Origin of the sequence: Dactylosporangium sp. NPDC050588 (assembly GCF_040654975.1) — a bacterium.
Classification (GTDB): domain Bacteria; phylum Actinomycetota; class Actinomycetes; order Mycobacteriales; family Micromonosporaceae; genus Dactylosporangium; species Dactylosporangium maewongense.
The window spans coordinates 39,216-63,846 of the sequence record NZ_JBFAJA010000012.1 but is presented as its reverse complement, the minus strand read 5'-3'; the positions used below and the strand labels follow the sequence as shown (position 1 = coordinate 63,846).

23 protein-coding genes are annotated in these 24,631 nt (G+C 72.8%); 14 read left to right on the top strand and 9 right to left on the bottom strand.

Features of this window, described 5'->3' with window-relative positions:
- Positions 1-70 precede the first annotated feature (70 nt).
- Positions 71-682, top strand: a complete 612-nt coding sequence (locus AB0I21_RS10345) for an adenylate kinase (protein ID WP_360560034.1) — start codon at positions 71-73, stop codon at positions 680-682.
- Here the strand turns inward: AB0I21_RS10345 and AB0I21_RS10340 are convergent.
- Positions 679-2,031 carry a GH32 C-terminal domain-containing protein gene (locus tag AB0I21_RS10340; RefSeq protein WP_360560033.1) on the bottom strand — a complete coding sequence of 451 codons (1,353 nt, stop codon included), beginning with the start codon at positions 2,029-2,031 and terminating at the stop codon, positions 679-681. The two genes, AB0I21_RS10345 and AB0I21_RS10340, sit on opposite strands and share 4 nt — an antisense overlap.
- A gap of 97 nt (positions 2,032-2,128) precedes the next feature.
- Between AB0I21_RS10340 and AB0I21_RS10335 the strand changes: the two genes are divergently transcribed.
- The gene (locus tag AB0I21_RS10335; protein ID WP_360560032.1) at positions 2,129-3,139 is read left to right on the top strand and encodes a LacI family DNA-binding transcriptional regulator; all 1,011 of its coding nucleotides are present in this window, start codon (positions 2,129-2,131) and stop codon (positions 3,137-3,139) included.
- Positions 3,140-3,151: 12 nt separating this feature from the next.
- Here AB0I21_RS10335 and AB0I21_RS10330 read toward each other — a convergent pair whose 3' ends face one another.
- On the bottom strand, positions 3,152-4,069 hold the full coding sequence (locus AB0I21_RS10330) for a hypothetical protein (protein ID WP_360560031.1): 918 nt from the start codon (positions 4,067-4,069) through the stop codon (positions 3,152-3,154).
- The gene (locus AB0I21_RS10325) at positions 4,062-4,583 is read right to left on the bottom strand and encodes a sigma-70 family RNA polymerase sigma factor (RefSeq protein WP_360560030.1); all 522 of its coding nucleotides are present in this window, start codon (positions 4,581-4,583) and stop codon (positions 4,062-4,064) included. The genes AB0I21_RS10330 and AB0I21_RS10325 overlap by 8 nt, the downstream gene beginning before the upstream one ends.
- Positions 4,584-4,796: 213 nt before the next feature.
- On the opposite strand from AB0I21_RS10325, the gene AB0I21_RS10320 reads away from it, so the two are divergent.
- The 8 genes from AB0I21_RS10320 to AB0I21_RS10285 are packed head-to-tail and all read left to right on the top strand — an operon-like array spanning position 4,797 to position 11,605.
- Entirely contained in the window at positions 4,797-5,408 is a 612-nt protein-coding gene (locus AB0I21_RS10320; protein ID WP_360560029.1) for a chemotaxis protein CheW, read from the top strand.
- Positions 5,405-6,247: a CheR family methyltransferase gene (locus tag AB0I21_RS10315; RefSeq protein WP_360560028.1), complete on the top strand. Its 843-nt coding sequence runs from the start codon at positions 5,405-5,407 to the stop codon at positions 6,245-6,247. Before AB0I21_RS10320 ends, AB0I21_RS10315 begins: the two co-directional genes overlap by 4 nt.
- Position 6,248: 1 nt before the next feature.
- On the top strand, positions 6,249-6,746 hold the full coding sequence (locus AB0I21_RS10310; protein ID WP_360560027.1) for a chemotaxis protein CheD: 498 nt from the start codon (positions 6,249-6,251) through the stop codon (positions 6,744-6,746).
- On the top strand, positions 6,736-7,788 hold the full coding sequence (locus tag AB0I21_RS10305) for a chemotaxis response regulator protein-glutamate methylesterase (protein ID WP_360560026.1): 1,053 nt from the start codon (positions 6,736-6,738) through the stop codon (positions 7,786-7,788). The genes AB0I21_RS10310 and AB0I21_RS10305 overlap by 11 nt, the downstream gene beginning before the upstream one ends.
- A complete protein-coding gene (locus AB0I21_RS10300) occupies positions 7,781-8,818 on the top strand; it encodes a methyl-accepting chemotaxis protein (protein WP_360560025.1) in 1,038 nt (345 codons plus the stop codon). Before AB0I21_RS10305 ends, AB0I21_RS10300 begins: the two co-directional genes overlap by 8 nt.
- Before the next feature lie 12 nt (positions 8,819-8,830).
- Positions 8,831-9,199: a response regulator gene (locus AB0I21_RS10295; RefSeq protein WP_344512636.1), complete on the top strand. Its 369-nt coding sequence runs from the start codon at positions 8,831-8,833 to the stop codon at positions 9,197-9,199.
- Positions 9,196-9,474, top strand: a complete 279-nt coding sequence (locus tag AB0I21_RS10290) for an STAS domain-containing protein (RefSeq protein ID WP_360560024.1) — start codon at positions 9,196-9,198, stop codon at positions 9,472-9,474. The genes AB0I21_RS10295 and AB0I21_RS10290 overlap by 4 nt, the downstream gene beginning before the upstream one ends.
- Before the next feature lie 10 nt (positions 9,475-9,484).
- Positions 9,485-11,605: a chemotaxis protein CheA gene (locus tag AB0I21_RS10285; protein ID WP_360560023.1), complete on the top strand. Its 2,121-nt coding sequence runs from the start codon at positions 9,485-9,487 to the stop codon at positions 11,603-11,605.
- A 21-nt stretch (positions 11,606-11,626) separates the two neighbouring features.
- Here AB0I21_RS10285 and AB0I21_RS10280 read toward each other — a convergent pair whose 3' ends face one another.
- On the bottom strand, positions 11,627-13,312 hold the full coding sequence (locus AB0I21_RS10280; protein ID WP_360560022.1) for a methyl-accepting chemotaxis protein: 1,686 nt from the start codon (positions 13,310-13,312) through the stop codon (positions 11,627-11,629).
- A 244-nt stretch (positions 13,313-13,556) separates the two neighbouring features.
- On the opposite strand from AB0I21_RS10280, the gene AB0I21_RS10275 reads away from it, so the two are divergent.
- Complete coding sequence (locus tag AB0I21_RS10275; RefSeq protein ID WP_360560021.1) at positions 13,557-13,943, top strand: cellulose binding domain-containing protein; 387 nt, start codon at positions 13,557-13,559, stop codon at positions 13,941-13,943.
- On the opposite strand, the gene AB0I21_RS10270 is transcribed toward AB0I21_RS10275, so the two are convergent.
- Together AB0I21_RS10270 and AB0I21_RS10265 are read right to left on the bottom strand one after the other, a co-directional pair.
- Positions 13,924-16,356, bottom strand: coding sequence for a tetratricopeptide repeat protein (locus tag AB0I21_RS10270; protein WP_360560020.1), 2,433 nt, complete (start codon positions 16,354-16,356; stop codon positions 13,924-13,926). The genes AB0I21_RS10275 and AB0I21_RS10270 overlap by 20 nt on opposite strands.
- Positions 16,357-16,368: 12 nt before the next feature.
- Positions 16,369-17,340: a cellulose binding domain-containing protein gene (locus AB0I21_RS10265; protein ID WP_360560019.1), complete on the bottom strand. Its 972-nt coding sequence runs from the start codon at positions 17,338-17,340 to the stop codon at positions 16,369-16,371.
- Between the two features lie 142 nt (positions 17,341-17,482).
- Here AB0I21_RS10265 and AB0I21_RS10260 point away from each other — a divergent pair, with 142 nt between their 5' ends.
- Positions 17,483-18,112, top strand: coding sequence for an MgtC/SapB family protein (locus tag AB0I21_RS10260; RefSeq protein WP_360560018.1), 630 nt, complete (start codon positions 17,483-17,485; stop codon positions 18,110-18,112).
- Between the two features lie 2 nt (positions 18,113-18,114).
- Here the strand turns inward: AB0I21_RS10260 and AB0I21_RS10255 are convergent, their stop codons facing one another.
- Positions 18,115-19,380: an Ig-like domain-containing protein gene (locus AB0I21_RS10255; RefSeq protein WP_360560017.1), complete on the bottom strand. Its 1,266-nt coding sequence runs from the start codon at positions 19,378-19,380 to the stop codon at positions 18,115-18,117.
- Positions 19,381-19,521: 141 nt separating this feature from the next.
- Here AB0I21_RS10255 and AB0I21_RS10250 point away from each other — a divergent pair, with 141 nt between their 5' ends.
- Positions 19,522-20,541 (top strand): hypothetical protein, encoded by a 1,020-nt coding sequence (locus AB0I21_RS10250; RefSeq protein WP_360560016.1) that lies wholly within the window; start codon positions 19,522-19,524, stop codon positions 20,539-20,541.
- Between the two features lie 127 nt (positions 20,542-20,668).
- Positions 20,669-22,606, top strand: a complete 1,938-nt coding sequence (locus AB0I21_RS10245) for an EAL domain-containing protein (protein ID WP_360560015.1) — start codon at positions 20,669-20,671, stop codon at positions 22,604-22,606.
- Between the two features lies 1 nt (position 22,607).
- Here AB0I21_RS10245 and AB0I21_RS10240 read toward each other — a convergent pair whose 3' ends face one another.
- Both AB0I21_RS10240 and AB0I21_RS10235 read right to left on the bottom strand, forming a co-directional pair.
- On the bottom strand, positions 22,608-23,390 hold the full coding sequence (locus AB0I21_RS10240; protein WP_360560014.1) for a polyprenol monophosphomannose synthase: 783 nt from the start codon (positions 23,388-23,390) through the stop codon (positions 22,608-22,610).
- 87 nt (positions 23,391-23,477) lie between these two features.
- Positions 23,478-24,575, bottom strand: coding sequence for an ionic transporter y4hA (locus tag AB0I21_RS10235; protein ID WP_360560013.1), 1,098 nt, complete (start codon positions 24,573-24,575; stop codon positions 23,478-23,480).
- Positions 24,576-24,631 lie beyond the last annotated feature (56 nt).

Sequence of the window (24,631 nt, the reverse complement as noted above, 5' to 3'; positions counted from 1 at the left end):
GACCCATGCCGCGGTGCCGGGGCCGCCGCAGGATTCATCGGGTAGCCACGCACCAGCGATGGGAGAGACCATGCGGGTACTGATGATCGCGCCACCAGGAGCCGGCAAGGGCACGCAGGGAGCCCGGATCGCAGCCCACTTCGGCGTGCCGCACCTCGCGACCGGCGACCTGCTGCGCCGCCACGTCGCGCGCGGCACGAGCATGGGCCGCGCCGTGCAGGAACACCTGGACCGCGGTGATCTGGTGCCGGACGGCGTCATGCAGGACCTGGTCCGCAGGTCCCTCGCCGACGCGACGGCCGACGGCGGCGGTTACGTGCTCGACGGCTACCCGCGCACGCCCGCGCAGGCGTGGGCCGCATACCGGATCGCCGTGTCGCTCGACGCGACCGCGCACGTCGCGCTGCACCTGCGCATCGACGACGACGAGGTGGTCCGCCGCCTGCTGGCCCGCTCCGCGATCGAGCACCGCACCGACGACACCGAGCCCGTCATCCGCCGCCGCCTCGCCCTGTACCACCGGGTGACGGAGCCGATCCTGCACTGGTACCGCTACCGCGGCATCCTGCTGTCGGTCGACGGCATGCCGGAACCGGACCGGGTCACGTCGACGGTGGTGTCGGCGCTGCGGTACAGAAGGCCGTGTCCCGGTCCGGTTCCCGCGCTGGTGGCCGCGGCCTAACCGCGGGTGAGGCGCTGCACCACCCCCGTGCCGTCGTAGACGTTGGCGCCCAGGTAGCCGCTGCTGTAGGCGGTGTCGGTGGCGTCGATGACCGGCATGGTGCCGCCGCCCAGGTACACCTTGATGCTCGCGCCGGCGGCGACGACCTTCAGGTGGTAGGTGCGGCCCGGGACGATCGCCGTCGGGTAGGTGGCGATGTCGCGGCCGGGTCGCCACAGCTTCACCACCCCGGACGCGTCGATGTTCGCGGTGTAGTGCTGGGTGGCGTCGGCGTTGGCCCGGAAGGTGAGGGCGGCGGCGGTGCCGTTGACGATCGTGACGTCGCCCTCGTAGGTGAAGTCGGCGGCGGTCGTGTTGCTCAGGTAGAACGCGTCACCGCTCGCGGTGCCGCGCTTGCCGGTCGCGGCGTCGCCCCAGGATCCGCCCGCGGCGCGCCACGGACCGGCGAGGTTCGACTCCAATGTGGACTGGCCCTGCCCCCACGCGGAGCCCAGCCGGTGGAGCTCGGCGGAGACCAGCCGCACGGAGCCGCCGGTGGCGAACAGCCGGATGCCCTGGCTGCCCGCCGCGGAGTTGAAGTTCACGTTGTCGGTGAAGGAGAGCCGGCCGTCGTTGCCGAACACCTCCAGCTGGCCGCGGTCCACGAGCAGCCGCACCTTGACCCGCCCGTTCAGGGGTGCCAGCGGCGCCCCGTACAGCGTCTGCGCGGCCCGGTCGTAGACCACGGCCCGGTCGTGGCCGCCGTCCGCGCGGCGGTGCAGCTGAAACCCGAACTGGGTGGCGGTGGCGGTGCCGGCGTCGAACTCGGCGAGGATCTCGTAGGTGTCGGCGGTGATGCCGGCGAACGGGTCCGTGGCCGGGTCGGTGGTGATCGTGCGGTTCGACCAGGTCGTGGTGCCCTGGCACAGGGAGGCGATCTCGGCGACGGGGAACCGGGTGACGCGCGGCCCGGCGGGCGTGCTGATCAGCCCCAGCTGGGCGGGGAACGACGCGCTGCCGGTCCAGGTGCCGCCGCGGTTGCCGGGCTGCCAGGCCATCTGCACGGTCCGGCCGTCGGGCATGTTGCTGAACATGAGGCCCGCGTAGAACGTGCCGTCGAAGCTGTTGCGGCCCTGGTCCATGCGCTGCGGCGCGGTCCAGTCGGGGGTGAACACGGCGCCGTCGAACGTGCCGGTGACGTACTCGCCGGAGGCGTCGGTCATCACCCAGCGGACGTTCGCCGCGTTCCCGTCGACGGGCAGCGCGAAGAAGTCGGGGCACTCGAAGAGCCAGCCCGCGGCGGCCGGAGCGGCGGCGGACAGGGCGCCGGCGACGAGGGCGGCGACGAGCAGGAACCGAACGGTACGCATGGCGGTGGTCCCTTCGGCGGGGTGACCGGTAGGGTTGAGGAAACGTTTCCTGACGAGTGTTCGACAGTGTGCGCTTCTTATAGAATGATGTCCATGCATGAGTGACCGTGGGCGGGCCACGATGAAGGACGTCGCGGCGCTCGCGGGCGTCGGGCTGGCGACGGTCTCCCGGGTCATCAACGGCGTGCCGGTCGACCCGCACCTCACCGGCCGGGTCCTGGACGCCGCGCGGCAGCTCGGCTACCGCAAGGACACCGCCGCCACCAGCCTGCGCCGCGCCGACCGGCGCACCAACACGATCGGGCTCGTGCTGCAGGACGTGGCCAACCCGTTCTCCTCCGCGCTGCACCGGGCCGTCGAGGACGTCGGCGTGCAGCGCGGGCTGCTGGTCCTCGCCGGCAGCAGCGACGAGGAGCCCGACCGGGAGCGGGAGCTGCTCGGGGTGCTGCGCACCAGGCGCGTCGACGGGCTCATCGTGGTGCCGACCGGCGCGTCCGACGGGGAGCTGGCGGCCGCGCACCGCGACGGCACACCGATCGTCTGCGTCGACCGCGCCTCACCGGTGCCCGGCCTGGACACCGTCACCGCCGACAACCGCGGCGGCGTCGCGGGGGCCGTGCGGGCGCTGCACGACCTGGGGCACCGCGACATCGGGTTCGTCGCCGACCACTCGTCGCTGTGGACGGCCCGCGAGCGGCACGCGGGGTTCGTCCAGGCGGCGGGGGCGACCCGGCCCGCGTGGGTGCGCCGGGACGTGCACACCGCGGAGGCGGCCCGGCAGGCGGTGACGGAGATGTTCGCCGCCGCGCCCGCGCCCACCGCGCTGGTGACCGCGCAGAACTGGCTGACCGTCGGCGCCCGGCGGGCCCTGGTGGAGCTGGGGCTGCACCGCACCGTCGCGCACGTCGGCTTCGACGACTTCCCCCTCGCCGACATGCTCGACCCGCCGGTGTCGGTGATCGCGCAGGACCCGGCGGAGCTGGGGCGGCGGGCGGCGTTGCTCCTGCTGTCCCGGCTCGACGGCGGCACCGGACCCGCGGCGGCGGTGACGCTGCCGACGCGGTACATCGCCCGGGGGTCGGGGGAGATCCCGCCGCCCGGGCGATGACCCGCCTGTCGGTCAGCCGGCCTTGGAGCTGGTCACGGGCATCGAGGAGGCGCCCGGGCCCACGCTGGCCGATGCGCCGGGCCTGGTCGACGCGGGTGCGCCGGGCCTGGTCGACGCGGGCGGGCGCGGGGTGTCGTCGCCGGTCGGGGCCGGCGGCTTGCCGTCCGCCGACGACCACAGCACGATGATGTTCCCGGGGATCGGCGCGGTGTCGAACACGATCCAGTCGCCGGGCACCTGATCGGCCGGGGCGGCCATGGACTTCGGGCCGACGCGGTACTCGGCCGTCATGCCGTTCGCGGCGAGGATCTGGCGCGCCTCGGAGACCCGCTTGCCGATCAGGGACCCGCCGACGGCGTTCTCCTCCGTGGAGCCGCCCTCGATGAACTCGCCGGGCAGCGGGGTCCGGCCGAACGCCACGACCGCGTAGGACGAGAAGTTCAGCGGCACCTTGAACCCGACCTGGCACGACCCGTTGGCGGTGCACCGGCCCGGATCCTCGATCGGCTCCAGCCCCGGGGCGCCCGACTCCTCGAACACCACCTTGCCGACGTTCTCGGGGTTCGCCGGCACCAGCTCGATCTTGATGTTGAGCCCGCGCCGCGCGAGCTCGTCACGGTACCGCTGGGGGTCGGCGGCGGGATCCTTGATCGTGACGGTCAGGAACCCGTCGCCCTCGGTGAAGGTGAGCGCCGCGTTGGCCGGCTTCGGCGCGGTGAGCAGCGACCCGGCGACGAGCGCCGCGACGGTGAGCCCGGCCGCGACCGGCACCCCGACGAGCAGGCGGCGCCGCCAGTTCGTCGCCGGCGCGCCGGTGTCCAGGATGGCGTGCAGCAGGTCCTCGCCGGCCGCCCGGGCGGGCTCCGGGACGTGCACGGTGGGGGAGAGCAGCCGGATCAGGTGATCCTGCTCCTCGTCGACGTCAGTCACGGTGGCTCCTCTCACGGCTGGTGAAGGTGGGTGTGCGCAGCGCCTCCGCGAAGCGGCGGCGCGCCCGGTGCAGGCGGATCCGGGCGGCGTTGACCGTGCAGCCGAACGCGACGGCGAGCTCGTCGGCGCTCAGCCCTTCCCAGGCCACCAGCCGCAGCACCTCCCGGTCGCCCTCGGGCAGCGCGCGGAACGCGTGCGCGATCTCCGGCGGCACCGAAGGCTCGATCGTGGTGGCACCGGCGAGCTCCTGCCGCAGCCGCGCCCCGAGGTCGGCGCGGCGCCGGTCGGCGCGCTGGTGGTTGGCCATGACGTTGCGGGCGACCCCGAACAGCCAGGGTCTGGCCTGCTCGTCGGGGATCTCGTCGATGCGGCGCCAGGCGGTCAGGAACGTGTCGGCGACCACGTCGGCGGCCGACTCCGGCCGGTCGACGCGCCGCAGCGCGTAGCCGAGCAGGTCCTGGTAGCAGGACCGGTACAGGGCTTCGAAGCGGGCGGCGCTAGGGGCTCGTGCCAAGGGTGGCTCCCGTCATGCGGCGTTCGTGTCGCCTGTACATGTCCGCACGGGGCCGAGCATTTCACGGTTCCTTGACGGCGCTGTCCGGCCGCCGCGCGCTGGGGAGGATTTGTCTGATCTTGTGCCCTGTTCCTCTTCAGGCGCCGGTGGCGGGGCCGATAGGTCTCCTGGTGGGCGTGTCCCGAGCGCCCGTCCGCCCGGGAGGGGAGACCAGTGAGCGTTGAGGCGGCGCCGCGTGGCGGCGGTCCCGGCGACAGCACCGCCGGCGACGCGAAGCGATACCTGACCTTCACGTTGAACGGCGAGTCCTACGCGCTGGACATCTTCCACATCACCGAGATCCTGGAATACCGGAATCTCACGGTCGTGCCGATGACGCCCGACTTCGTCCGCGGCGTCATCAACCTGCGCGGCCGGGCGGTCCCGGTCATCGACCTCGCTATCCGCTTCGCCAAGGGCGCCACGAGCATCGCCCGGCGCACCAGCATCATCATCGTGCACATCCGCGGGATGCCCGGGTCCGGCGACACCGGCGCGGGCACCGTCACCGGTGACGGCCGCGACGGCCAGGACATCGGCGTCCTCGTCGACGCGGTCAGCAAGGTCGAGTCCTTCACGGCGGAGGACATCGAGCCGGCACCGGCGTTCGGCGCCGGCATCCGGGCCGACTTCATCAGCGGCATGGCGAAGCGCGACAACGACTTCATCATCGTGCTCGACATCGACCACGTGCTGTCGCTGAGCGACATGGCGGACCTCGTGACGGCGCTGCCGGCCGGAGCGGAAGGGAACGGCGGCGCCGACCGGGCGATCCGGTCGTCATGACGCGGTCACTCGCCGGCCCCACGGAGATCAGCGCCGCGGAGTTCCAGGCCGTCAGCGAGTTCCTCCACCAGTGCACCGGGATCCGGCTCGCGCCGGGCAAGGAGACGCTGGTGATGGGGCGGCTGGACAAGCGCCTGCGCAAGCTCGGCCTGTCCAGCTACACGGAGTACCTCCGGCTGATCCGGTCCCCGCAGCACGCCACGGAGACCCGGCAGGCGATCGACCTGCTGACCACGAACGAGACGTTCTTCTTCCGCGAGCCGCGGCACTTCGAGTTCCTCGGCGAGGTCATCGCGCCGGCGTACCGCGCCCAGCGCGTGCACCGGCCGTTCCGGCTGTGGAGCGCAGCCAGCTCCAGCGGCGAGGAGGCGTACAGCGCGGCGATGGTGCTCGCCGAGGCACTGCCGGACCGGCCGTGGGAGATCGTCGGCACCGACATCTCGTCGCGGGTCGTGGCCGGCGCGGCGGCCGGCATCTACCCGATCTCGGCCGCGGAGCGCATCCCGAAGGTGATGCTGCGGCGGTACTGCCGCAAGGGGCGGGCCGAGTACGAGGGCCTGATGGCCGTCGACCGGGAGCTGCGGGCCCGCACGACGTTCCTCGGCGCGAACCTCCTGGAGGATCTGACCCGCCTCGGCCGGTTCGACGTGATCATGCTGCGCAACGTGATGATCTACTTCGAGCCCGAGACGAAGGCGCGGGTGATCGGGCGGCTGCAGGAGATGCTGCACCCGGGCGGCTACCTCATCGTCAGCCTGTCCGAGACGCTCAACGGCATCCCGTCGCGGCTGCGGGCGGTCCAGCCGTCGATCTACCGCCTCGGAGACGACCGTGGGTAGCGTGACCGAGGTCTTCCTCAACCCGGGCGACTTCCACTTCGCCGGGGCCGGCACCCGCATCCGCACCGTCCTCGGCTCCTGCGTCGCCATCACGCTGTGGCATCCGCGGCTGCTGGTCGGCGGGATGTGTCACTACCTGCTGTCCCACCGGGCCGCCCCGCCGGGGGAGCACCCCACGCTGAGCGGTCGCTACGCCGACGAGGCGGTCCAGCTGTTCCTGCGCGAGCTCGGGCGCAACGGCACCCGTCCCACGGACTACCAGGCGAAGATCTTCGGCGGCGGCGACCAGTTCCCCGGCGGATCGTCCGGCCCGGCGCCGCGCGTCCCGCGGGACAACATCGAGACCGGCCTGCTGCTGCTGCGCGAGCACGGCTTCCACCTGGCCGCGAAGCATCTGGGCGGCACCGGGTCCCGGCAGCTGGTGTTCGACCTCGGCACGGGCGACGTGTGGGTGCAGCATCAGGAGCGCCGGCCGGCGGGAGCGGGTCATGACCGGTAAGGGGATCAGCGTCGTCATCGTCGACGACTCCGCGGTGGTGCGCCAGGTGCTGTCCAAGCGGCTGGCGGACAGCCCCGGCATCGAGGTGCTCGGATGCGCCTCAGATCCGATCTTCGCCATGAACCTGATGAACCGCGCCTGGCCGGACGTCGTCGTGCTCGACATCGAGATGCCCAGGATGGACGGCATCACGTTCCTCAAGAAGATCATGGCGACCCGGCCGACGCCGGTGATCATCTGCTCGACGCTGAGCCAGCGCGGCGCCCGCGCCACGATGGACGCCCTGGCGGCCGGGGCGGCCGGCGTCGTGCCCAAGCCGAGCACCGGCCTGAAGCAGTTCATGGCCGACGACAGCGGCGACATCGTGGCGGCGGTCCGGGCGGCGGCGGCCGGCAAGGTCGCCCGCCTCAACCGGGCCGGGACGGCCCCCGCCGCTGCCGTGCCGCGACCGGCCGCGGCGGCTCCGCCCGTGGTGTCGGCCGGCCGGATCATCGCCATCGGCACCTCCACCGGCGGCACGCAGGCCCTCGAGACCGTGCTGACGGCGCTGCCCCGCGACAGCCCGGGCATCGTGATCGTGCAGCACATGCCGGAGAAGTTCACCGCCGCGTTCGCCGAGCGCATGGACGTGCTGTCCGCGATCGAGGTCCGCGAGGCCGCCGACGGCGACCTCGTCGCCGACGGGCTGGCCCTCGTCGCGCCGGGCGGCCGGCACATGCAGGTCCTCTCCGACGGCGCCCGCTTCCGGGTCAAGGTGAGCGACGGCCCGCCGGTCAACCGGCACCGGCCCTCCGTCGACGTGCTCTTCCGGTCCGTCGCGAAGGTCGCGGGCCGGCACGCGCTCGGCGTGATCATGACCGGGATGGGCGACGACGGCGCCCGCGGGCTGCTGGAGATGCGGACCGCCGGCGCGCTCACCGTCGCGCAGGACGAGGCGACCTGTGTCGTGCACGGTATGCCGAAGGAAGCGGTCCGGCTGGGCGCCGTCGACCGGGAAGTGCCGCTGACCGCCATCGCCGAGGTGATCCGTACCCATGGTTGAGTTCCTGATCGTCGTCGTCGCCCTCGCCGCCGGCCTGGCCGCCGGCTACAAGGCCGGGACGCTGCGCGCCGGCCGCGCCGGGCGGGAGGCGGCGGCGGCGCGCGCCGCGACCGCCGACTACGCGCGCAGCGTCTCCGAGTTCGCCGGCGCGGTCGCCCCCGTGTGGTCGAGCCAGATCGAGTCGTCGCGGACGCAGATGGAGACCGCGATCGGCGCGGTGACCACCGAGTTCAGCCAGATCGTCGACAACCTCGACGCGGTGCTCGCCTCGTCGAGCGCCGCGCTGGAGGACGGCCACGGCGGCGGCGCGCTGGAGCGCGGCCGGCAGCGCCTCGGCAGCGTCGTGCACACCCTCGACGCCGCCCTGACCTCGAAACGTGAGGCGCTGCGGGACCTCGAGGCGCTGCTCGGCCTCAACGACGACCTGAAGCAGATGACCGCCGAGGTCGCGCAGATCGCGGCGCAGACCAACCTCCTGGCGCTCAACGCGTCGATCGAGGCCGCGCGGGCCGGCGAGGCCGGCGCCGGGTTCGGCATCGTCGCCCTGGAGGTCCGCCAGCTGGCGGAGCGGTCGTTCCAGACCAGCGAGCGGATGGCGCGCCGCGTCGAGGGCATCGCCGGCGCGATCGCCTCCGCGCTGAGCAAGGCCGAGGGCGACGCCGAGCGCGAGGGCGTGGCGGTCACCCGGGCCAACAGCGAGGTGAGCGAGGTCCTCGACGACCTCGGCGCCGTGCTCGCCGGCCTGCGCGACTCCTCCGACCAGCTCGAGCGCGCCGCCGTCGGGATCCGGTCGGGGGTCGCCGGCGCCATCGTCAACCTGCAGTTCCAGGACCGGATCGGCCAGGTCCTGGAGCACCTGCGGGAGAACATCGACCGGATGCCGGTCGTCGTCGCCGAGGACCGGTCCCTGAACGCCCAGCGGCTGCTCGACGAGCTCGCCGCCACGTACACGATGCACCAGGAGCGGGAGGCGCACCTCACCGGCGCCAAGACCGCCGCGGTGCCCGAATCAGAGATCACGTTCTTCTAGAGGGGACACCTGATGTCGAAGACCATTCTGATCGTCGATGACTCGGCGTCGGTACGGCAGGTCGTCACCATCGCGCTGCGCGGCGCGGGCTACGAGGTGGTGGCCGCGACCGACGGCAAGGACGCGCTGAAGCAGCTCGACGGCCGGCGGATCCACCTGATCATCTCGGACGTGAACATGCCGAACATGGACGGCATCACGCTCGTCGGCGAGGTCAAGAAGCTGCCGTCCTACCGGTTCACCCCGATCATCATGCTGACGACGGAGTCGCAGGAGGACAAGAAGCGGCAGGCGCAGGCGGCCGGGGCGAAGGCGTGGGTCACCAAGCCGTTCCAGCCGGACCAGATGCTGGCGGCGGTGTCGAAGCTGGTCATGCCGTGACCGTGCCGGCCCGGCGCCTGGAGCTCGACGGTGAGCTGACCATCGTCGCGGCGGCCGAGCAGCAGACCCGGGTGCGGGCGTTCCTCGCGGAGAGCCCCGCGCCGGCCGAGCTCGACCTCTCGGGCGTGACCGAGCTGGACACCGCCGGCCTGCAGGTCCTGCTCGCCGCCCGGCGGGAGGCGGAGCAGCGGGGCACCACCCTGACCTTCCACGACCCGAGCGGCCCCGTCCGGTCGGTGTTCGAGACCGCCCACCTCAGCGCGGAGCTGGACTGACGGGAGCACGATGGTGAGCGACGACCTCAACGACGCCCTCGACACCTTCATCACCGAGGCACGGGAGCTGCTGCAGGACTTCGAGGAGGGCCTGCTCGGCCTCGAGGACGACCCGAGCGCCGAGGAGACCGTCAACGCCCTCTTCCGCACGATGCACACCCTGAAAGGGTCGGCGGGGCTGTTCGGCCTGGCCCATCTGGTGGCGTTCACGCACGTGGTGGAGACCGTGCTGGACTCGCTCCGCGAGGGCGAGCTGGCGGTGACCCCGGAGCTGGTCAGCGCGCTGCTGCCGTGCGGCGACCACGTCTCCTCGATGGTCGAGGGCGTGGCCTCCGGCCGGACCGAGGCGACGCCGGCCGAGACCGTCGACGGCGACCGGCTGCTCGCCGCGCTCCAGCCGTTCCTCACCGAGGGGGAGGCGCCGGCTCGTACACCCGCCGCCGCCGACGAACAGAGCAATGACGGCCTCAGGACGTGGCGGCTCACGCTGTGGTTCGGACCCGACAGCCTGCGCAACGGCATGGACCCCCTGTCGTTCCTGCGCTACCTCGGCAGCATGGGCACCGTCACCCGGGTCACGACCCTGACCGACGCACTGCCCGAGCCCGACCTGATGGACCCGGAGACCTGCTACCTCGGCTTCGAGGCCGAGTTCGTCAGCGGCGCGCCGAAGACGGAGATCGAGGGGGTCTTCGACTTCGTCCGCGAGGACAGCCAGATCGCGATCGTGCCCGCCGACGACTACGTCACGGTGATCGAGGAGCTGCCCGACCAGGACCGGCTCGGTGAGCTGCTGGTCCGCAGCGGCGCCGCCACCGATCTGGAGATCGCCAGGGCGCTGCGGATCCAGCAGGAGCGCAACCGGTCCGGCGACACGCTGCCGCCGCTCGGCGAGATCCTGATCGAGACGCAGGCCGTGCCGAAGCCCGTGGTCGAGGCGGCGCTGGGCAAGCAGCGCAAGACGGCCGACAGCCGGTCGCAGGAGACCCAGACCATCCGGGTGTACGCCAACCGCCTCGACAAGCTCATCGACCTCGTCGGCGAGCTCGTCATCGCCCAGTCGAGCGTGGGGATCCACCGCCGCGACGGCGACGGCTTCGAGGAGGCACAGGGCGAGGTCATGCGGCTCGTCGAGGAGGTCCGGCACAGCGCGCTGTCGCTGCGGATGGTGCCGATCGGCACGACGCTGCGCCGCTTCGAGCGGGTCGTCCGCGACGTCTGCGTCGACCTGGACAAGGACGTCGACCTGATCATCACCGGCGGCGAGGCGGAGATGGACAAGGCGCTCGTCGAGCGGATCGGCGACCCGCTGCTGCACCTGGTCCGCAACGCCCTCGACCACGGCGTCGAGCCCCGGGCCGAGCGGGAGCGCGAGGGCAAGCCGGTGCGCGGGAAGCTGCGGCTCAACGCCTTCCACGACGCCGGGTCCATCGTCATCGAGGTCGCCGACGACGGCCGTGGGCTCAACCGCGAGCGCATCCTCGCCAAGGCCGTCGACCGGGGCATGGTCCAGGCGGGCACCGTCATGAGCGACCACGAGGTGTTCGACCTCATCTTCGAGCCCGGCTTCTCGACCGTGGAGACGGTGTCGAACCTGTCGGGCCGCGGCGTCGGGATGGACGTCGTGCGCCGCAACATCGCCGAGCTGCGCGGCACCATCGAGGTCGACACGGCCGCCGGGGCGGGCACCACCTTCCGGATCCGGCTGCCGCTGACGCTCGCCATCATCGACGGGTTCCTGGTCGGCGTCGGGACCAGCGCGTTCATCGTGCCGCTGGACCGGGTCACCGAGTGCGTGGAGCTGCCGCCGAACGCCTCCGGCCGCGACTGCATGTACCTGCGGGGTGAGGTGCTGCCCTTCGTCCGGCTCCGGACGATCTTCGACATCGCGGGGCAGCCGCCGCGGCGGCAGAACGTGGTCGTCATCGAGCAGTCCGGGCAGCGGGCGGGGCTGGTCGTGGACACCCTGCTCGGGCAGTTCCAGACCGTCATCAAACCGCTGGGCGTGCTGTTCAGCGAGGCCCGCTGCATCAGCGGCTCGACGATCCTCGGCAACGGCGAGGTGGCGCTGATCCTGGACGTCGGACCCCTCGTCGCGGAGAACGTGAGCCGCGAGCAGCTGCTCGTCTGAAGGCCGGGCCGCCGGACCCGGTCAGAAGCGGTCGAACTTGCTCTCGTCGATGTCGGCGACCGGGAGGTCGGCCCGCGGCGAGTACTGTGAGGTGCCGTAGTTCAGGCTCTTCGCCTGCGGCTTCGCGGTCTCCCGCGGCGAACGGCCGCTGTTCGTGGCGCGGCGCCCGCCGCCCGTGCCGGTCGTGAAGAACGCCATCATGTTCTGCAGCTGGTGCGTCTGCGCCGCCATCTCCTCGGCGGTGGCCGCGAGCTCCTCGCTCGACGACGCGGTCTGCTGGGTGACCTTGCCGATCTGGGTCATCGCGATGTTGATCTGGTGCACGCCGGTGGACTGCTCGCCGCTGGCGGCGGCGATCTCCTGGACCAGGTCCGAGGTCCTGGTGATGCTCGGGATGATCTTGTCGAGGAGGGAGCCGGCGTGCTCCGCGGTCGTCATGCTGCCCGCGGCCAGCTCGCTGATCTCCTGGGCCGCGATCTGGCTGCGCTCGGCGAGCTTGCCGACCTCCGTCGCCACCACGGCGAAGCCCTTGCCGTGCTCCCCGGCCCGGGCCGCCTCGATGGTCGCGTTCAGGGCCAGCATGTTGGTCTGGAAGGCGATGTCGTCGATGATCCCGATCTTGCTCGTGATCTGCTTCATCGCGTCGAGCGTCTTCTGCACCGCGCCGCCGCCGTCCTGGGCCTCGGTCGCGGCGCTGGCCGCGATGCTCTCGGTGGTGCGGGCGTTGTCGCTGTTCTGGGCGATGCCGGCGGTCATCTGCTCGATGCTGGCGGTCGTCTCCTGCACGCTGGCGGCCTGCTCGGTCGCGGCCTGCGACAGGCTCTGCGAGGCGCCGCTGATCTGGCTCGACGCGTTGGTCAGCTGGGTGGCGGAGTCGACGACCGTGCTCACCGTGTCGGCGAGCCGGTCCAGCGCGCTGTTGAGGGCGGTGCCCATCCGGCCGACCTCGTCGCGGCTCACCACCGTGACCCGCCGGTCGAGGCGCCCGTCGGCCATGGCGGACAGGACCGCGACCGTCTCCTGCAACGGCCTGGAGATCGCCCGGCTGATCATCAGCACGATCGTGAACGCCAGCACCAGCGCCACCACGATCAGCGCGATCGACAGCACCCGCGAGGAGTCGTACGCGGACTTCGACTCGGCGAGCGTCGACTGGGCGGCCTTGTTCTCCAGCTCGACCAGGTTGTTGAGCGCGGTGTCGATCGCGGCCGCGATCGGCGCGCCCTGTCCCTTGGTCGCCTTGTTGAAGCCGGAATAGTCGCCGGCCTTCGCCAGCGGGATCAGCTGCGACGTCAGCAGCTCCTGGTACGCCTTCCAGGAGGACTCGAACGCTTCCCGGTCGGCCGTGCCGCCCTGCCCGCCGCCGGCGGCGAACGTCTGCCAGCTCGTGTCGAGCCCCTCCACGGCGGTCCGCAGCGTCTGCTCGGCGGCGTCCCTCTCGGCCGGGGTCTGCGCGAGGGCGACGTCACGGAGCATGAACCGGACATCGCGGTAGTCCGAGCTCACCTCGTCGACGTTCTGCACCGTGCGCAGGTTGTTGTTGTACATCAGGTCCAGGCGCTGCTGGGCGTCGCCGAGCTGGATCAGGCCGAACACCCCGATCGCCAGCAGCAGCACGGACACCACGCCCGCCAGGGTGCCCAGCTTCCAGGCGACGGACAGGTCACGGAATCCGGATCGGCGTCGTTCGCCGGTAGCCTCGGCCATTCCCGGCCCTCCTCTGGAGTTGGGTCTGCCCTCTGCTCATCGGCCCCGACCGGCGATCGTCTGAGCATTTCCGCCACCGGCGTCGCGTCGTCCGATCGGGGGAATCCGGGTCTGTTGACCCGGCCGGCTCAGGCTCGGTAGATTCCGGCCGCGAGCCGCGGTGGGAGCCGAGCGGCCGGACGCGGCGCGTGTGCCGCGGGTCCGGTGCGCGTCCGTGCCCGTCACACCCCGCCCCGGAGGCACCGTGTTCCGCTCCGCCATCATTGCCGTCGCCGCGCTCCTGCCGCTCCCGTTGGCCGCGCCCGCGTCGGCCGCCGCCCCAGCTGGGGACTTCAGCTGTGACTACCGCTTCTTCGCGTGGGACGGGGGGTTCGTCGCGGACCTCACGATCACCAACCACGGCCCGGCCATCGACGGCTGGACGGCCAGGTGGACCTTCAGCACCGCGACCGGCAACCTCGGCGTCTGGCAGGCCAGGATGGAGCAGCCGAACCCGTTCGCGGTCACGGCGACGAACATGCCGTACAACGCCGTCATCGACACGGGCCGGTCGGTGCGGTTCGGCTGGACCGCGTCGGCCGCCGCGACGGAGGCGCCGCACGACCTGACCGTCAACGGCCTGCCCTGCTGAGCCCGTCGACGGCGCGAGCCAGCCCGTGCCGGTCGCCGGTGCGTTCGGCGAGGGCGCGGGCCGCCGCGAACCGGTGCACCGCCGCGTCCGGGCGGTCCGTGGCCAGCAGCACGTCGCCGAGGGCGTTGAGGGTCTCGACCTCCAGGCCGCACTCGCCCGTGGCGCGGGCGACGGTGAGCGCGCGCCGCAGGTGGCCGAGGGCCTTCGTGTTGTCGCCGCGGCGGTGGTACGCCACCCCGAGCGTGCCCCGCGCGGTGCCCTCGCCGCCGCGGTCACCGGCCTCGACGCACCGCTCCAGGGCCAGGTGCAGGTGCGCGAGCGCCGCGTCGTGACGGCCCGTGGCGCTGAAGACGGCGCCGAGGTTGCCCAGCGCGTAACCCTCGAGGCGCCGGTCGCCGAGGTCGGCGAACAGCGCCGCCGCCCGGTGCAGATGGTCGAGGGCCTCCGGGTGCCGGCCGATGCGGTGCAGCGTGAAGCCGAGGTTGAGCAGCTGGGCGCCCTCGCCGTGGCGGTCGCCGAGCGCCCGGTAGGCGGCCAGGGCGTCCCGCAGCCGGGCGAGCGCCTCGTCGTGGTCGCCGAGCCGCTCGTGCACGAGGGCCAGCCGGGCGGTGGCGCGCGCCTCGCCGGCCGCGTCACCGGCGGCGCGGTGACCGTCCAGCGACCGCCCGAAGTGGACCTTCGCCAGGTCGTGGTCGCCGAGCAGCCAGTGGACGGCGCCGAGATCGGTGTGCGCGCCGGCGTCGCCGTGCGCCGCGGCGGCGGCGTGCAGCGCGAGCGCCTCCCGGTAGTGGCCGCCGACCTCCAGGTATCGCCACAGCACCCGCGACAGGGCGACGGCGGCCCGCGACCCGGCGAGGGTGACGAGCGCGGCGCGGTGCCGGTCCAGCCATCGCGCCGCCGCCTCGGGACCGTCCATCATGGACCCCGTGGCGGCCCCTGTGACGGGTCCTGCGCTGTCGTGGGGGAACAGGGTCGCGGTCGCGGCGGTCGCGGTGTCCAGCAGGTGCGCGGTGAGCCGGTCCAGCGCGGCCCCCGCCTCGCCGGGCGGCAGGTGCGCGGCGAGCTCCGCGCTGTAGGCCCGCAACAGGTCGTGCATGGTGTAGCCGCCGTCGGCCGGCTCGACGAGGTGCGCGCGGGCCAGCTCGTCGAGCGGCGTCCCGGCGGGCCCGCCGGCGAGGGCGGTGGCGGCGGCGTCGTCGAAGACCCGGCCGGGGTGCAGGCCGAGCAGCTGGAAGGCGCGCGCGGCGGGCGGGTCGAGCCGGCGCAGGGACCAGGAGAACACCGACCGCAGCGCGGTGTGCGGGTCGCCGTCGGCGTCGAACGCGGCCAGGTCGGCGGGGACCCCGGAGCAGTGCGGCGACGGGCCGGCCGCGGCGATGCGCAGCGCGAGCGGCAGGCCGGCGCACCGGTCGGCGAGGAGGTCCACGGTGCCCGGGCCGGCCCCGGGGCCGAGGAGCCGCCGCAGCAGGACGCGGGAGTCGGCCCGGTCGAGCCGTCCGAGGCGGACCGGGTGGGCGCCGTCGCGGGCGACCAGGCCGCTGAGCGTGTCGCGGCTGGTGACGACGACCGCGCCGGTGGCGGTGCCGGGCAGCAGCGGGCGGACCTGGCCGGCGCCGGCGGCGTTGTCCAGCACCACGAGCAGCCGCCGGCCGGCGACCTCGGTCCGGTAGCGGGCGGCGCGTTCGTCGGTCGCGGCGGGAATGCCCGACGCGGGCACGCCGAGCCCGCGGAGGAACCCGGCGAGGGCGTCGCCGGGGTCGACGGGCTGGCCGGGGTCGTACCCGCGCAGGTCGACGTAGAGCTGGCCGTCGGGGAACCGGTCGGCGACGCGGTGCGCCCAGTGCACGGCGAGGGCGGTCTTGCCCACGCCGGCGGTGCCGGCGATCAGCACGACCCGGGGCCCGGCGCCCGCGAGGACGGCGTCGAGGTCGGCGAGGCGCGCCGCCCGGCCGGTGAACGCGGGCACGTCCGCCGGCAGCTGCCGGGGCACCGGGTGCCCCGGGCCGGCAGAGCCGGCGGCAGGGGCGGGGGAAGGCACGGGACGGCGGCCCTCCTCGACCCGGTCGCGGGCGGTGGCGAGCGCGCCCTGCTCGGCCGGTGACGCGCCCAGCAGGCGGACCAGCACGTCGAAGCGGTCGGTCGGCGGCAGCACCCGCCCCGACAGGTAGCCGCCGATGATCCCGTGCGACCAGCCGGTCGCCGCCGCCAGGTCACGGTAGGTCAGCTCGGTGCCGCCGCGGCGGCGGGCGTCGCGGCGGCGCAGCTCCCGCAGCAGCCGCGCCAGGTCGGCGGTCGCGCGGACGGCCGCGACCGCGTCCGGCGCGAGAAGGGCGGCGCGGGTGTCGATGCCGGCAGCGTAGGCCCGGTCGCGGCCGCGGTGCGCGGGATCGCCGGGCGGCGGAACCCCGCGCACCAGGTCACGGCGTCACGCCATGGTGCACGGGGCGCCGTTGAGCGTGAAACTTGCCGGCGGGGTGAAGGGGGTGGCCCCGCCGGTGAACCCGGGCATCGCCTGGCCGCCGGGGCTGATCGTGGTGCTCCAGGCGTTCGGGGTGAGCGTGCCGGTGTTCCCGGAGCGGGTGAGGATCGCGCCGAACGTGTTGTACGTGACCGCCGTCGAGGCGAGCGTGAAGCCGATCGTCCAGCCGGTGACCGGCGCGGCGGTCGTGTTGGTGATCGTGACGTTGACGAGGAACCCGGGACTGAACAGCACGACCTGGACCTTGCAGGTCGGCGCGGCCGTGTAGGCGAGGGTGGTGACGGTGGCCGCGGGCGAGCGGGCGGACAGGTTGCCGTTCGTGTCGAACGCGACGACCGCGAACGTGTACGCGGTGCCCCCCGTCAGGCCCGTGACCCGGTAGAAGCGGCTGGACCAGTCGGCGGTGCGGATCGTCGTCCAGACGCCACCGATCAGCTGCTGGAGGTGGTACCCGCCGACCTGGACGTTGTCGGTCGACTCGCCCCAGACCATCGACACCCCGGTGGTGGTGACGCTGCTGAAGACCGGGGCGCTCGGCGCCGTCGGCGGGGTGCTGTCCGGCGCGGCCAGCGTCGTGAACGTGACCGGCGCCGACGGCGGGCTCGCGACGTACCCGGACGACTCCGTCGGCAGCGAGTACACCCGGAACGTGTACGTGGTGCCCCGCTGCAGGCCGGTCAGGGTGATGCCGTTGAACAGGCCGCGGGCGTACTCGGTCCAGGTGCCGCCGACCTTGCGCTCGACCACGTCCTGCTCGGCGAGCAGGTCGTGCGACCACTGCAGGTCGGCGCTCGTGTCGGCGACGTGCAGCGCCTGCACGTCGACCGGCGCGGTGAGGACCGTTGCGGCGAAGGCGGGCGCCGGGGCGAGCGCCAGGAGCCCGGCGGTGAGCAGGGCGAGGAACCGGGACAGTCGCATCGTGAGCCTCTCGGTGATGGGCGTCGATCACGCCGCATCCATGCTCGGCGCCCGGACCCACCGCCCACCCCCGATCCTGGACACCGTCGGACAGCGTTGGACAGCGGTGGCGGGAACGACCGGCGGGCGGTAAGAGTGTCGGATGGACTGGACCGTTATTCCCACGTTGCTGGTCGCCATCGCGCTGGGCGCCCTCGTCGGCCTCGAGCGGGAGCTGGGTGCCCAGCCCGCCGGACTGCGCACCCACATGCTCGTCGCCGCCGGCGCGGCCCTGTTCACCATCGCCGGCAAGGAGGCCGGCAGCGACCCGACCCGCATCGCCGCGCAGGTCGTTACCGGCATCGGCTTCCTCGGCGCCGGCGCCATCTTCAAGGAGGGCGTCAACATCAGCGGGCTGACGACCGCGGCGTCGCTGTGGGTGACCGCCGCGATCGGGCTCGCGACCGGCCTGGAGCTGTTCTGGGCGGCGGGCACGGTCACCGCCGCGGCGCTCGCCGCCCTGTGGCTGTTCAAGGTCGCGGAGGCCAACTGGCTGCCGGACCGGCACCGCGTCCAGGTGACGCTGACGCTCGCCCCGGACTTCCCGCTCGACGTGGTGGAGCGGGAAGCCCTGCGGGCGCTGCCGGGCGCCCACGTGCTGCGCGTCGACTACGCCGGCCACGACCAGTCGATCGTGCTCACCGCGCAGGGCGACAACAACACGTCACTACCGGCGATCGCCGAGTCCCTGCGCCTGCTGGACGGCGTCCAGGGCGTCGAGATCGCCCGCTGACCTCAGCCGGCCGAGGGCGACGGTGACGCCGAGGCGGAAGCGGAGGCCGACGGGGCGACGTACGGCACGGCGCTGCCCTTGACGTACTGGTCCCAGCTCGTCGACCAGTCCGTCCAGCCGTTGCCCCACTTCACCTGCTCCTCGGTGCCCTTGATGATCACCGGGTCGCCGATGCGGGTCTGCTTCCACAGCCACTCCGCGTGCGCGGCGGAGATGTTGGTGCAGCCGTGGGACACGTTGCGCTTGCCCTGGTCGCCCTCGGACCACGGGGCCGAGTGGATGTACTCGCCGTCCCAGGTGAGCCGCTGCGGCCAGTACACCTTGGTGCGGTAGCCCGCGGCGGAGTCGGCCGGGACGCCGTAGGTGGAGGAGTCGAACCACTCCCACTCGTTCTTGATCATGACGATGAAGTTGCCGCTGGCCGACGGGTTCTTCGGGCGGCCGAGGCTCACCGGGATGGTCCGCAGCAGCTGGCCGTCCTGCGTGACGGTCATCTGCTTGGTGGCGTTGTCGACCTCCATGACGAACTTCGGCCCGACCGTCGCGGTGAACGACACGTCGCGCTCGCCCCACCACTTGCCGTCCAGGTTCGTGCCGCCGGTGCGCGCGTTGACCTGGAGCTTCGTGCCGGTCTGCCAGTACTCCTTCGGGCGGAAGTGCAGCTCCTTGCCGGTGAACCAGTTGAAGGCGCCCTCCTGCGGCGGGTCGCTGATCACCTGGATGCGCTGCTGCACGGCGGCGCGCTGGGCCGGCGCGACGTCGACACCGAACGTGATGATGACCGGCATCCCGACGCCGACGACCTGCTTGTCGTTGATGATGCTGGTGACCTTGCCCAGCTTCGACGGCTTCGCCATGGTCGTAAACGCCGTCGTCGCCGTCGTCGGCTTGCCGTCCGTCGAGGTGGCGGTGACCGTCGCCGTGTACTTGGTGCCGTACTTGAGCTGCGCGGCCGGCTGCCACGCCTTGCCGTCGGCGCGGAGCGCGCCGGCGACCTCCGACCCGCCCGCGTCGGTGAGCTTCACGGTGACGTCCGCCGCGTTGGTGGCGGTGTACGCCAGGTCGACGGCGGTGGGCACGTTGGCGGCGCCGTCGGCCGGGCCGCTGATCGCGAGCTCCACCGGCAGCGCCGGTGCCTTCGGGCTCGCCGAGGTCTGCTGCTGCGTCCCGCTCGGGGACGCCTTGTCGGTGCAGGCGGTCAACAGCAGCGCCGCCGCGGCGACCAGCGCCGCGGCCGACCGCAGGCGCGGGAGTGTGGTGTGCGTCATCGAGGGGCAGGTTACCCTGGCGCGTCCACCCGTACGACCCCCGGGCGGGGGCCGGGGCGACCGTAAAACCGCTGCATGACCGACATTTCGGTGTTTTTGCGCCGAGTGGCGCCGTCCGGGCGGATGGCTATGCTGGCCACGATGCTGACGCTTCCGACCGGGCGCCTGCCCAGGTTTCTGATGCTGCTGCTGGCCACCGTGATCGTGGGGGTGGTCTGGGTCGCCGACCCCGCTTCCGCGGAGCCGGGCGAGGACGGCGGGCAGAATCTCACCGTCCGCCAGGCGCTCGACAAGGCCAACGCCGAGTACAACGACGCCAAGGGCCGCCTCGACAAGTCCGTCGCCGACGAGGCCGCGGTCAACGGGCAGCTGGCCGCGACGCAGACCCAGGTCGGCGAGCTGGAGGCGGCGGCCGGGTCGGTGGCCAACGCCGCCTACCGCGGGCGCCGGATCAGCCTGACCAACGTGGTCCTCGCCGGCGACTCGCCGGAGGCCACCATCCACGGCATGACCACGGTGCAGTACATGCTGTATCGCGACGACAAGTCACTGCGCGAGCTGGCCGAGACGCGCAAGCGGCTGGAGCAGCAGAAGGCGGACCTCGCCGCGGCGATCGCCAACCAGCAGGCCCAGCTGAAGATCATGGAGACGAACAAGAAGGCCGCCGAGGACGCCCTGAAGAAGGCGGGCGGCGGCGGTGCCACCACCGGCGCGCCGGGCGGCGGCAAGGTCACCACCAACCCGGTCGGCCGCAACGGCGACGGCTCCTACGCCAGCCAGGGCTGCACCCAGGACGACCCGACCACGACCGGGTGCATCAGCCCGCGGATGCTCAACGCCTACAACGAGGCGCGCAAGGCCGGCTACACCCACTACACGTCCTGCTTCCGCAGCGGCGGGGGCGGTGACCACCCGGCCGGCAAAGCCTGCGACTTCTCCGCCAACGCCAAGACCTTCGTCAACGCCCGCGCCACCGGCGCCGACCAGCAGTACGGCGACGCCCTGGCCGCCTGGTGCGTCGCCAACGCGAAGAACCTCGGCGTCAAGTACGTCATCTGGTACAAGCGGATCTGGCAGCCGAGCAGCGGCTGGAAGTCCTATGGCGGCGACGGCACCCCCGCCGGCGACCACTACAACCACGTGCACCTCTCGATGCAGTAGGGCAACCCCCGCCACGCAACCGGTTTGCTCCTGGCCCTATGGATCAGGTGCTGGCACCGGGTGCCGATGGCAGGATCGGCGCTTCGGGTGATGGAGCAGCCGGACCGTTGGACAGGGGGAGCGTGGCGTGCGACGACCAACCGGACTGCTCCGGCGCGGTGCCGTGGTCGGCCTCGCCGCCGTCCTGCTCGGCCTGACCGGCGTCAGTGTCGTCGGCACGAACCGCACCCGCGCCTCCGCGAACGCCGCCGTCCACGCGACGGCGCTCGCCGCGGCGTATGACCTGGCCGACGACGCCGTCGCCCTGGAGAAGATCGCCGACCAGCAGTACCGCCTCGAACCCGGTGTGGCGGCCCGGGAGCTGCACCGCGGCGCGGCCGGCGCGCTCGACGTGGCGCTGCACGACGTCGAGCAGCGCGGCGGGGCCGAGGACCGGGCGCTCGCCGCCCGGGTCCGGGAGCTGCACGCGACCTACCTGGCTGCGGTCGCGCGGGTGTTCGAGGCCGCCGACCGTGGCGACACCGCGGGTGCGGCCCGCATCGACGAGGAGGACGTCGATCCGGTCGCGGACCAGATCGGTGCCCTCGTCCACACCGCCACCACCGCCAGCGCGGCCGAGGCGGCCCAGGCGATGCGCGACCTGCACCGCGTCGAGGGCGTCGTCTTCACCGCCACGACCGGCACGTTCGGCGTCGGGCTGGCGCTGCTGGTCGTGTTCGGCGTCGTCGCCGGCGGCTACCAGCGCCGCCTCGTGCGGCACGCCGCCGAGCACAAGTACCACGCGTCGCACGACGCGCTGACCGGCCTTCCCAACCGGACGCTCTTCACCGAACGCACCGGCGACGCGCTGCGCTCGCCCGGCTCGGCGCTCGCCGTCCTGCTGCTGGACCTCGACCGGTTCAAAGAAGTCAACGACACCCTCGGTCACCAGTACGGCGACGAGCTGCTGCGGCAGGTCGCGGTCCGCACCACCGGGGCCCTGCGCGCCGGGGACGTCGTCGCCCGGCTGTCCGGCGACGAGTTCGCGGTCCTGCTGCCCGGCGCGTCCGCCGCCGACGCCGCGGCGCTGGCCACCCGGCTGCAGGGCGAGCTGCACCGCACCTTCACGCTCGACGACGTCGCCGTCGACGTGGAGGTCAGCATCGGCATCGCCGTGGCGCCCGAGCACGCGAGCGACACCGACGCGCTGCTGCGCTGCGCCGACATCGCCATGTACGCGGCGAAGGACAGCAAGACCGGTGCCACCCTGTACCGGCCGAACATGCATACCGAGGACGGCAACCGGCTGCTGCTGCTCGGCGACCTGCGCCGCGCCCTCGACGTCACCGACCAGCTCACCCTGCACTACCAGCCGAAGATCCGGCTGGACGACGGCCGCCCGTCGGGTGCGGAGGCGCTCGTGCGGTGGACGCACCCGACGCGTGGGCAGATCCCGCCCGCGGAGTTCATCCCGGTCGCGGAGAGCACCGGTCTCATCACCCGGCTCACCCTGTACGTGCTGCGCCTCGCCGTCGTGCAGGCCCGCGCCTGGCTCGACGACGGTCTCGTCGTGCCGATCGCGGTCAACCTGTCGCCGCGCTGCCTGCTGGACCCCGACCTGGTCGGCCACGTGAGGCGGCTGCTGGACGAGCACGACCTGCCGGCCGAACTGCTGCGCCTCGAGGTGACCGAGACCGCCGTCATGGCGAACCCGGTCCTCGCCACCGAGACGCTCGTCGCCCTGCACCGCCTCGGCGTGCGGCTGTCGATCGACGACTACGGCACCGGGTACTCCTCGATGGCGTACCTCAAGAGCCTGCCCGTCGACGAGCTGAAGGTCGACCGCACGTTCGTCATGCACATGGACGACGACCCGGAGGACGCGGTGCTGGTCCGCGGCGCGATCGAGCTCGGCCACAACCTGGGCATGTCGGTGGTCGCGGAGGGCGTCGAGGGCGCCGCGCACGTCGCCGCGCTGCAGGAGCTCGGCTGCGACGTCGCGCAGGGCTACCACTACGCCCGCCCGATGCCACCGGGCGAGCTGACCGCCTGGCTGAAGACCAGCTCGCTCCCGGTGTCCGCTTAGGTCAGCCGGCCGGCCTGCGGCGCTGGATCTTGCGGTGCCGCAGGCGCAGCTTGAACGGCATCGTCGCGCTCTCGATCTTCGTGGCCGTGGTCATCTTCGACACGCCGTCGGTGCGCTCCTCGAAGTGGATCGGCACCTCGATGATGGTCTGCCCGAGCTTGGTCGCCAGGAAGTGCATCTCGACCTGGAAGCTGTAGCCGTTGGACTGGACCCGGTCCAGGCCGATCGCCTCCAGCGCGTCCACCCGCCAGATCTTGAACCCGGCGGTCAGGTCCCGGATCCGCACCTGCAGCAGGGTGTGGACGTACAGGTTGGCCCAGCCGCTGAGCGCCCGCCGGTACAGCGGCCACTTCTCGTCGAGCTGGCCGCCGGGCACGTAGCGTGAGCCGATGACCACGCCGGCGTTGGTGGACAGCAGCGCCCCGAGCATGCCGGGCAGCGCCTCCGGCGGGTGCGACAGGTCGGCGTCCATCTGCGCCACGAACTTGGCGCCGTCCGCGATCGCGTGGCCGATGCCGTCGACGTACGCCCTGCCGAGGCCCTCCTTGCCGGGCCGGTGCAGCACCCGGATCCGCCCGGGGTGCTCGGCGGCGAGCTTCTCCGCGACCTCGCCGGTGCCGTCCGGGGAGTTGTCGTCGGCGACGAGGATGCTCAGCCCCGGCAGCGGCAGGGCGAGCAGCCGCTCGACCAGCCGTGGCAGGTTGCCCGCCTCGTTGTAGGTCGGGACGACGACGGTCAGGGGCTCGTCACACCACGGAGACGGCAGCCGCACTGGTTCGATCATTCCCGACCTTCCTCGATTACTGACAATGTCAGACAAGAGGGTATCCGCGTCCGCCCCACCGCCCGTGCACCGGCCCCTCGCCGGTCGTCATGGGCTGGCGGCGAGGAAGAGGAATGCGGCACAGATCGACAGGTGCACCGCCGCCTGCAGCAGGGTCGCGCGGCCCGGCATGACGGTGAGGACGCCGACACCCGCGGTGAGGGCGAGCAGCACGATCTGGGTGGCGCCGAGGCCGAGGACCAGTGGCCCGCTGAGCCAGATCGAGGCGAGCGCGATCGACGGGATCGTCAGCCCGATGCTGGCGATCGCCGACCCGAGGGCCAGGTTGAGGCTGATCTGCACCAGGTCGCGGCGGGCGTTGCGGACCGCGGCGAGGGTCTCCGGCAGCAGGATCAGCACGGCGATGACGACCCCGACGAACGACTGGGGGAGCCCGGCCCGCGCGACGCCGGCCTCGATCGTGCCCGACTCCACCTTCGCCAGGCCGACCACCGACACCAGCGCGACGATCAGCAGTACGAGGCTGATGAGCGCCTGACGTGGCGCCGGAGCCGCCGCGTGCTCCTCCTCGGCGTCGTTGACCGGCAGGAAGCTCTCGCGGTGCCGCACGTTCTGGACGAGCACGAACAGCGCGTACAGGGCGAGCGACGCGACCGCCGCGAACGCCAGCTGCGGACCGGTGAACTGCGGCGCCGGCGCGCTGGTCGTGAACGTCGGCAGGACCAGGCTGAGGGTCGCGAGGGTGATGACCGCGGCGAGCGCGGCGCCCGTCCCCTCGGCGTTGAACACCGCGATGCGCGTGCGCAGCGCCGCGACCAGCAGCGACAGCCCCACGATGCCGTTGCAGGTGATCATCACGGCGGCGAAGACGGTGTCGCGGGCCAGGGTCTCCGTGCCGGAACCGCCGGTCACCATCAGGGTGATGATCAGGCCGACCTCGATGACGGTGACCGCGACGGCGAGGATGAGCGCGCCGAACGGCTCCCCGACCCGGTGGGCGACGACCTCCGCGTGATGCACCGCGGCCAGTACGGACCCTGCCAGGAGCGCCACCACGACGACCTCGACGGGGATCGGTATGTCGCGCCCCCACACCGCGACGAGGACCGCGAGGGCGAACGGCGGCAGGACCAGGGCGGAGCGGTTCAGAGAAGTGCGCACGCGCGCATCTGACCGCCGTCGCATGCACGAAACATGCCTGACCTTGATTCCGGCCGTACAGATGGGATCATCGCGCGTCG

Coding starts and splice junctions, on each gene's coding strand:
- AB0I21_RS10345 (WP_360560034.1), top strand. CDS start 71: ATGCGGGTACTGATGATCGCGCCACCAGGAGCCGGCAAGGGCACGCAG.
- AB0I21_RS10340 (WP_360560033.1), bottom strand. CDS start 2,031: ATGCGTACCGTTCGGTTCCTGCTCGTCGCCGCCCTCGTCGCCGGCGCC.
- AB0I21_RS10335 (WP_360560032.1), top strand. CDS start 2,129: ATGAGTGACCGTGGGCGGGCCACGATGAAGGACGTCGCGGCGCTCGCG.
- AB0I21_RS10315 (WP_360560028.1), top strand. CDS start 5,405: ATGACGCGGTCACTCGCCGGCCCCACGGAGATCAGCGCCGCGGAGTTC.
- AB0I21_RS10305 (WP_360560026.1), top strand. CDS start 6,736: ATGACCGGTAAGGGGATCAGCGTCGTCATCGTCGACGACTCCGCGGTG.
- AB0I21_RS10300 (WP_360560025.1), top strand. CDS start 7,781: ATGGTTGAGTTCCTGATCGTCGTCGTCGCCCTCGCCGCCGGCCTGGCC.
- AB0I21_RS10295 (WP_344512636.1), top strand. CDS start 8,831: ATGTCGAAGACCATTCTGATCGTCGATGACTCGGCGTCGGTACGGCAG.
- AB0I21_RS10285 (WP_360560023.1), top strand. CDS start 9,485: ATGGTGAGCGACGACCTCAACGACGCCCTCGACACCTTCATCACCGAG.
- AB0I21_RS10280 (WP_360560022.1), bottom strand. CDS start 13,312: ATGGCCGAGGCTACCGGCGAACGACGCCGATCCGGATTCCGTGACCTG.
- AB0I21_RS10265 (WP_360560019.1), bottom strand. CDS start 17,340: ATGCGACTGTCCCGGTTCCTCGCCCTGCTCACCGCCGGGCTCCTGGCG.
- AB0I21_RS10260 (WP_360560018.1), top strand. CDS start 17,483: ATGGACTGGACCGTTATTCCCACGTTGCTGGTCGCCATCGCGCTGGGC.
- AB0I21_RS10255 (WP_360560017.1), bottom strand. CDS start 19,380: ATGACGCACACCACACTCCCGCGCCTGCGGTCGGCCGCGGCGCTGGTC.
- AB0I21_RS10250 (WP_360560016.1), top strand. CDS start 19,522: ATGCTGACGCTTCCGACCGGGCGCCTGCCCAGGTTTCTGATGCTGCTG.
- AB0I21_RS10240 (WP_360560014.1), bottom strand. CDS start 23,390: ATGATCGAACCAGTGCGGCTGCCGTCTCCGTGGTGTGACGAGCCCCTG.
- AB0I21_RS10235 (WP_360560013.1), bottom strand. CDS start 24,575: ATGCGACGGCGGTCAGATGCGCGCGTGCGCACTTCTCTGAACCGCTCC.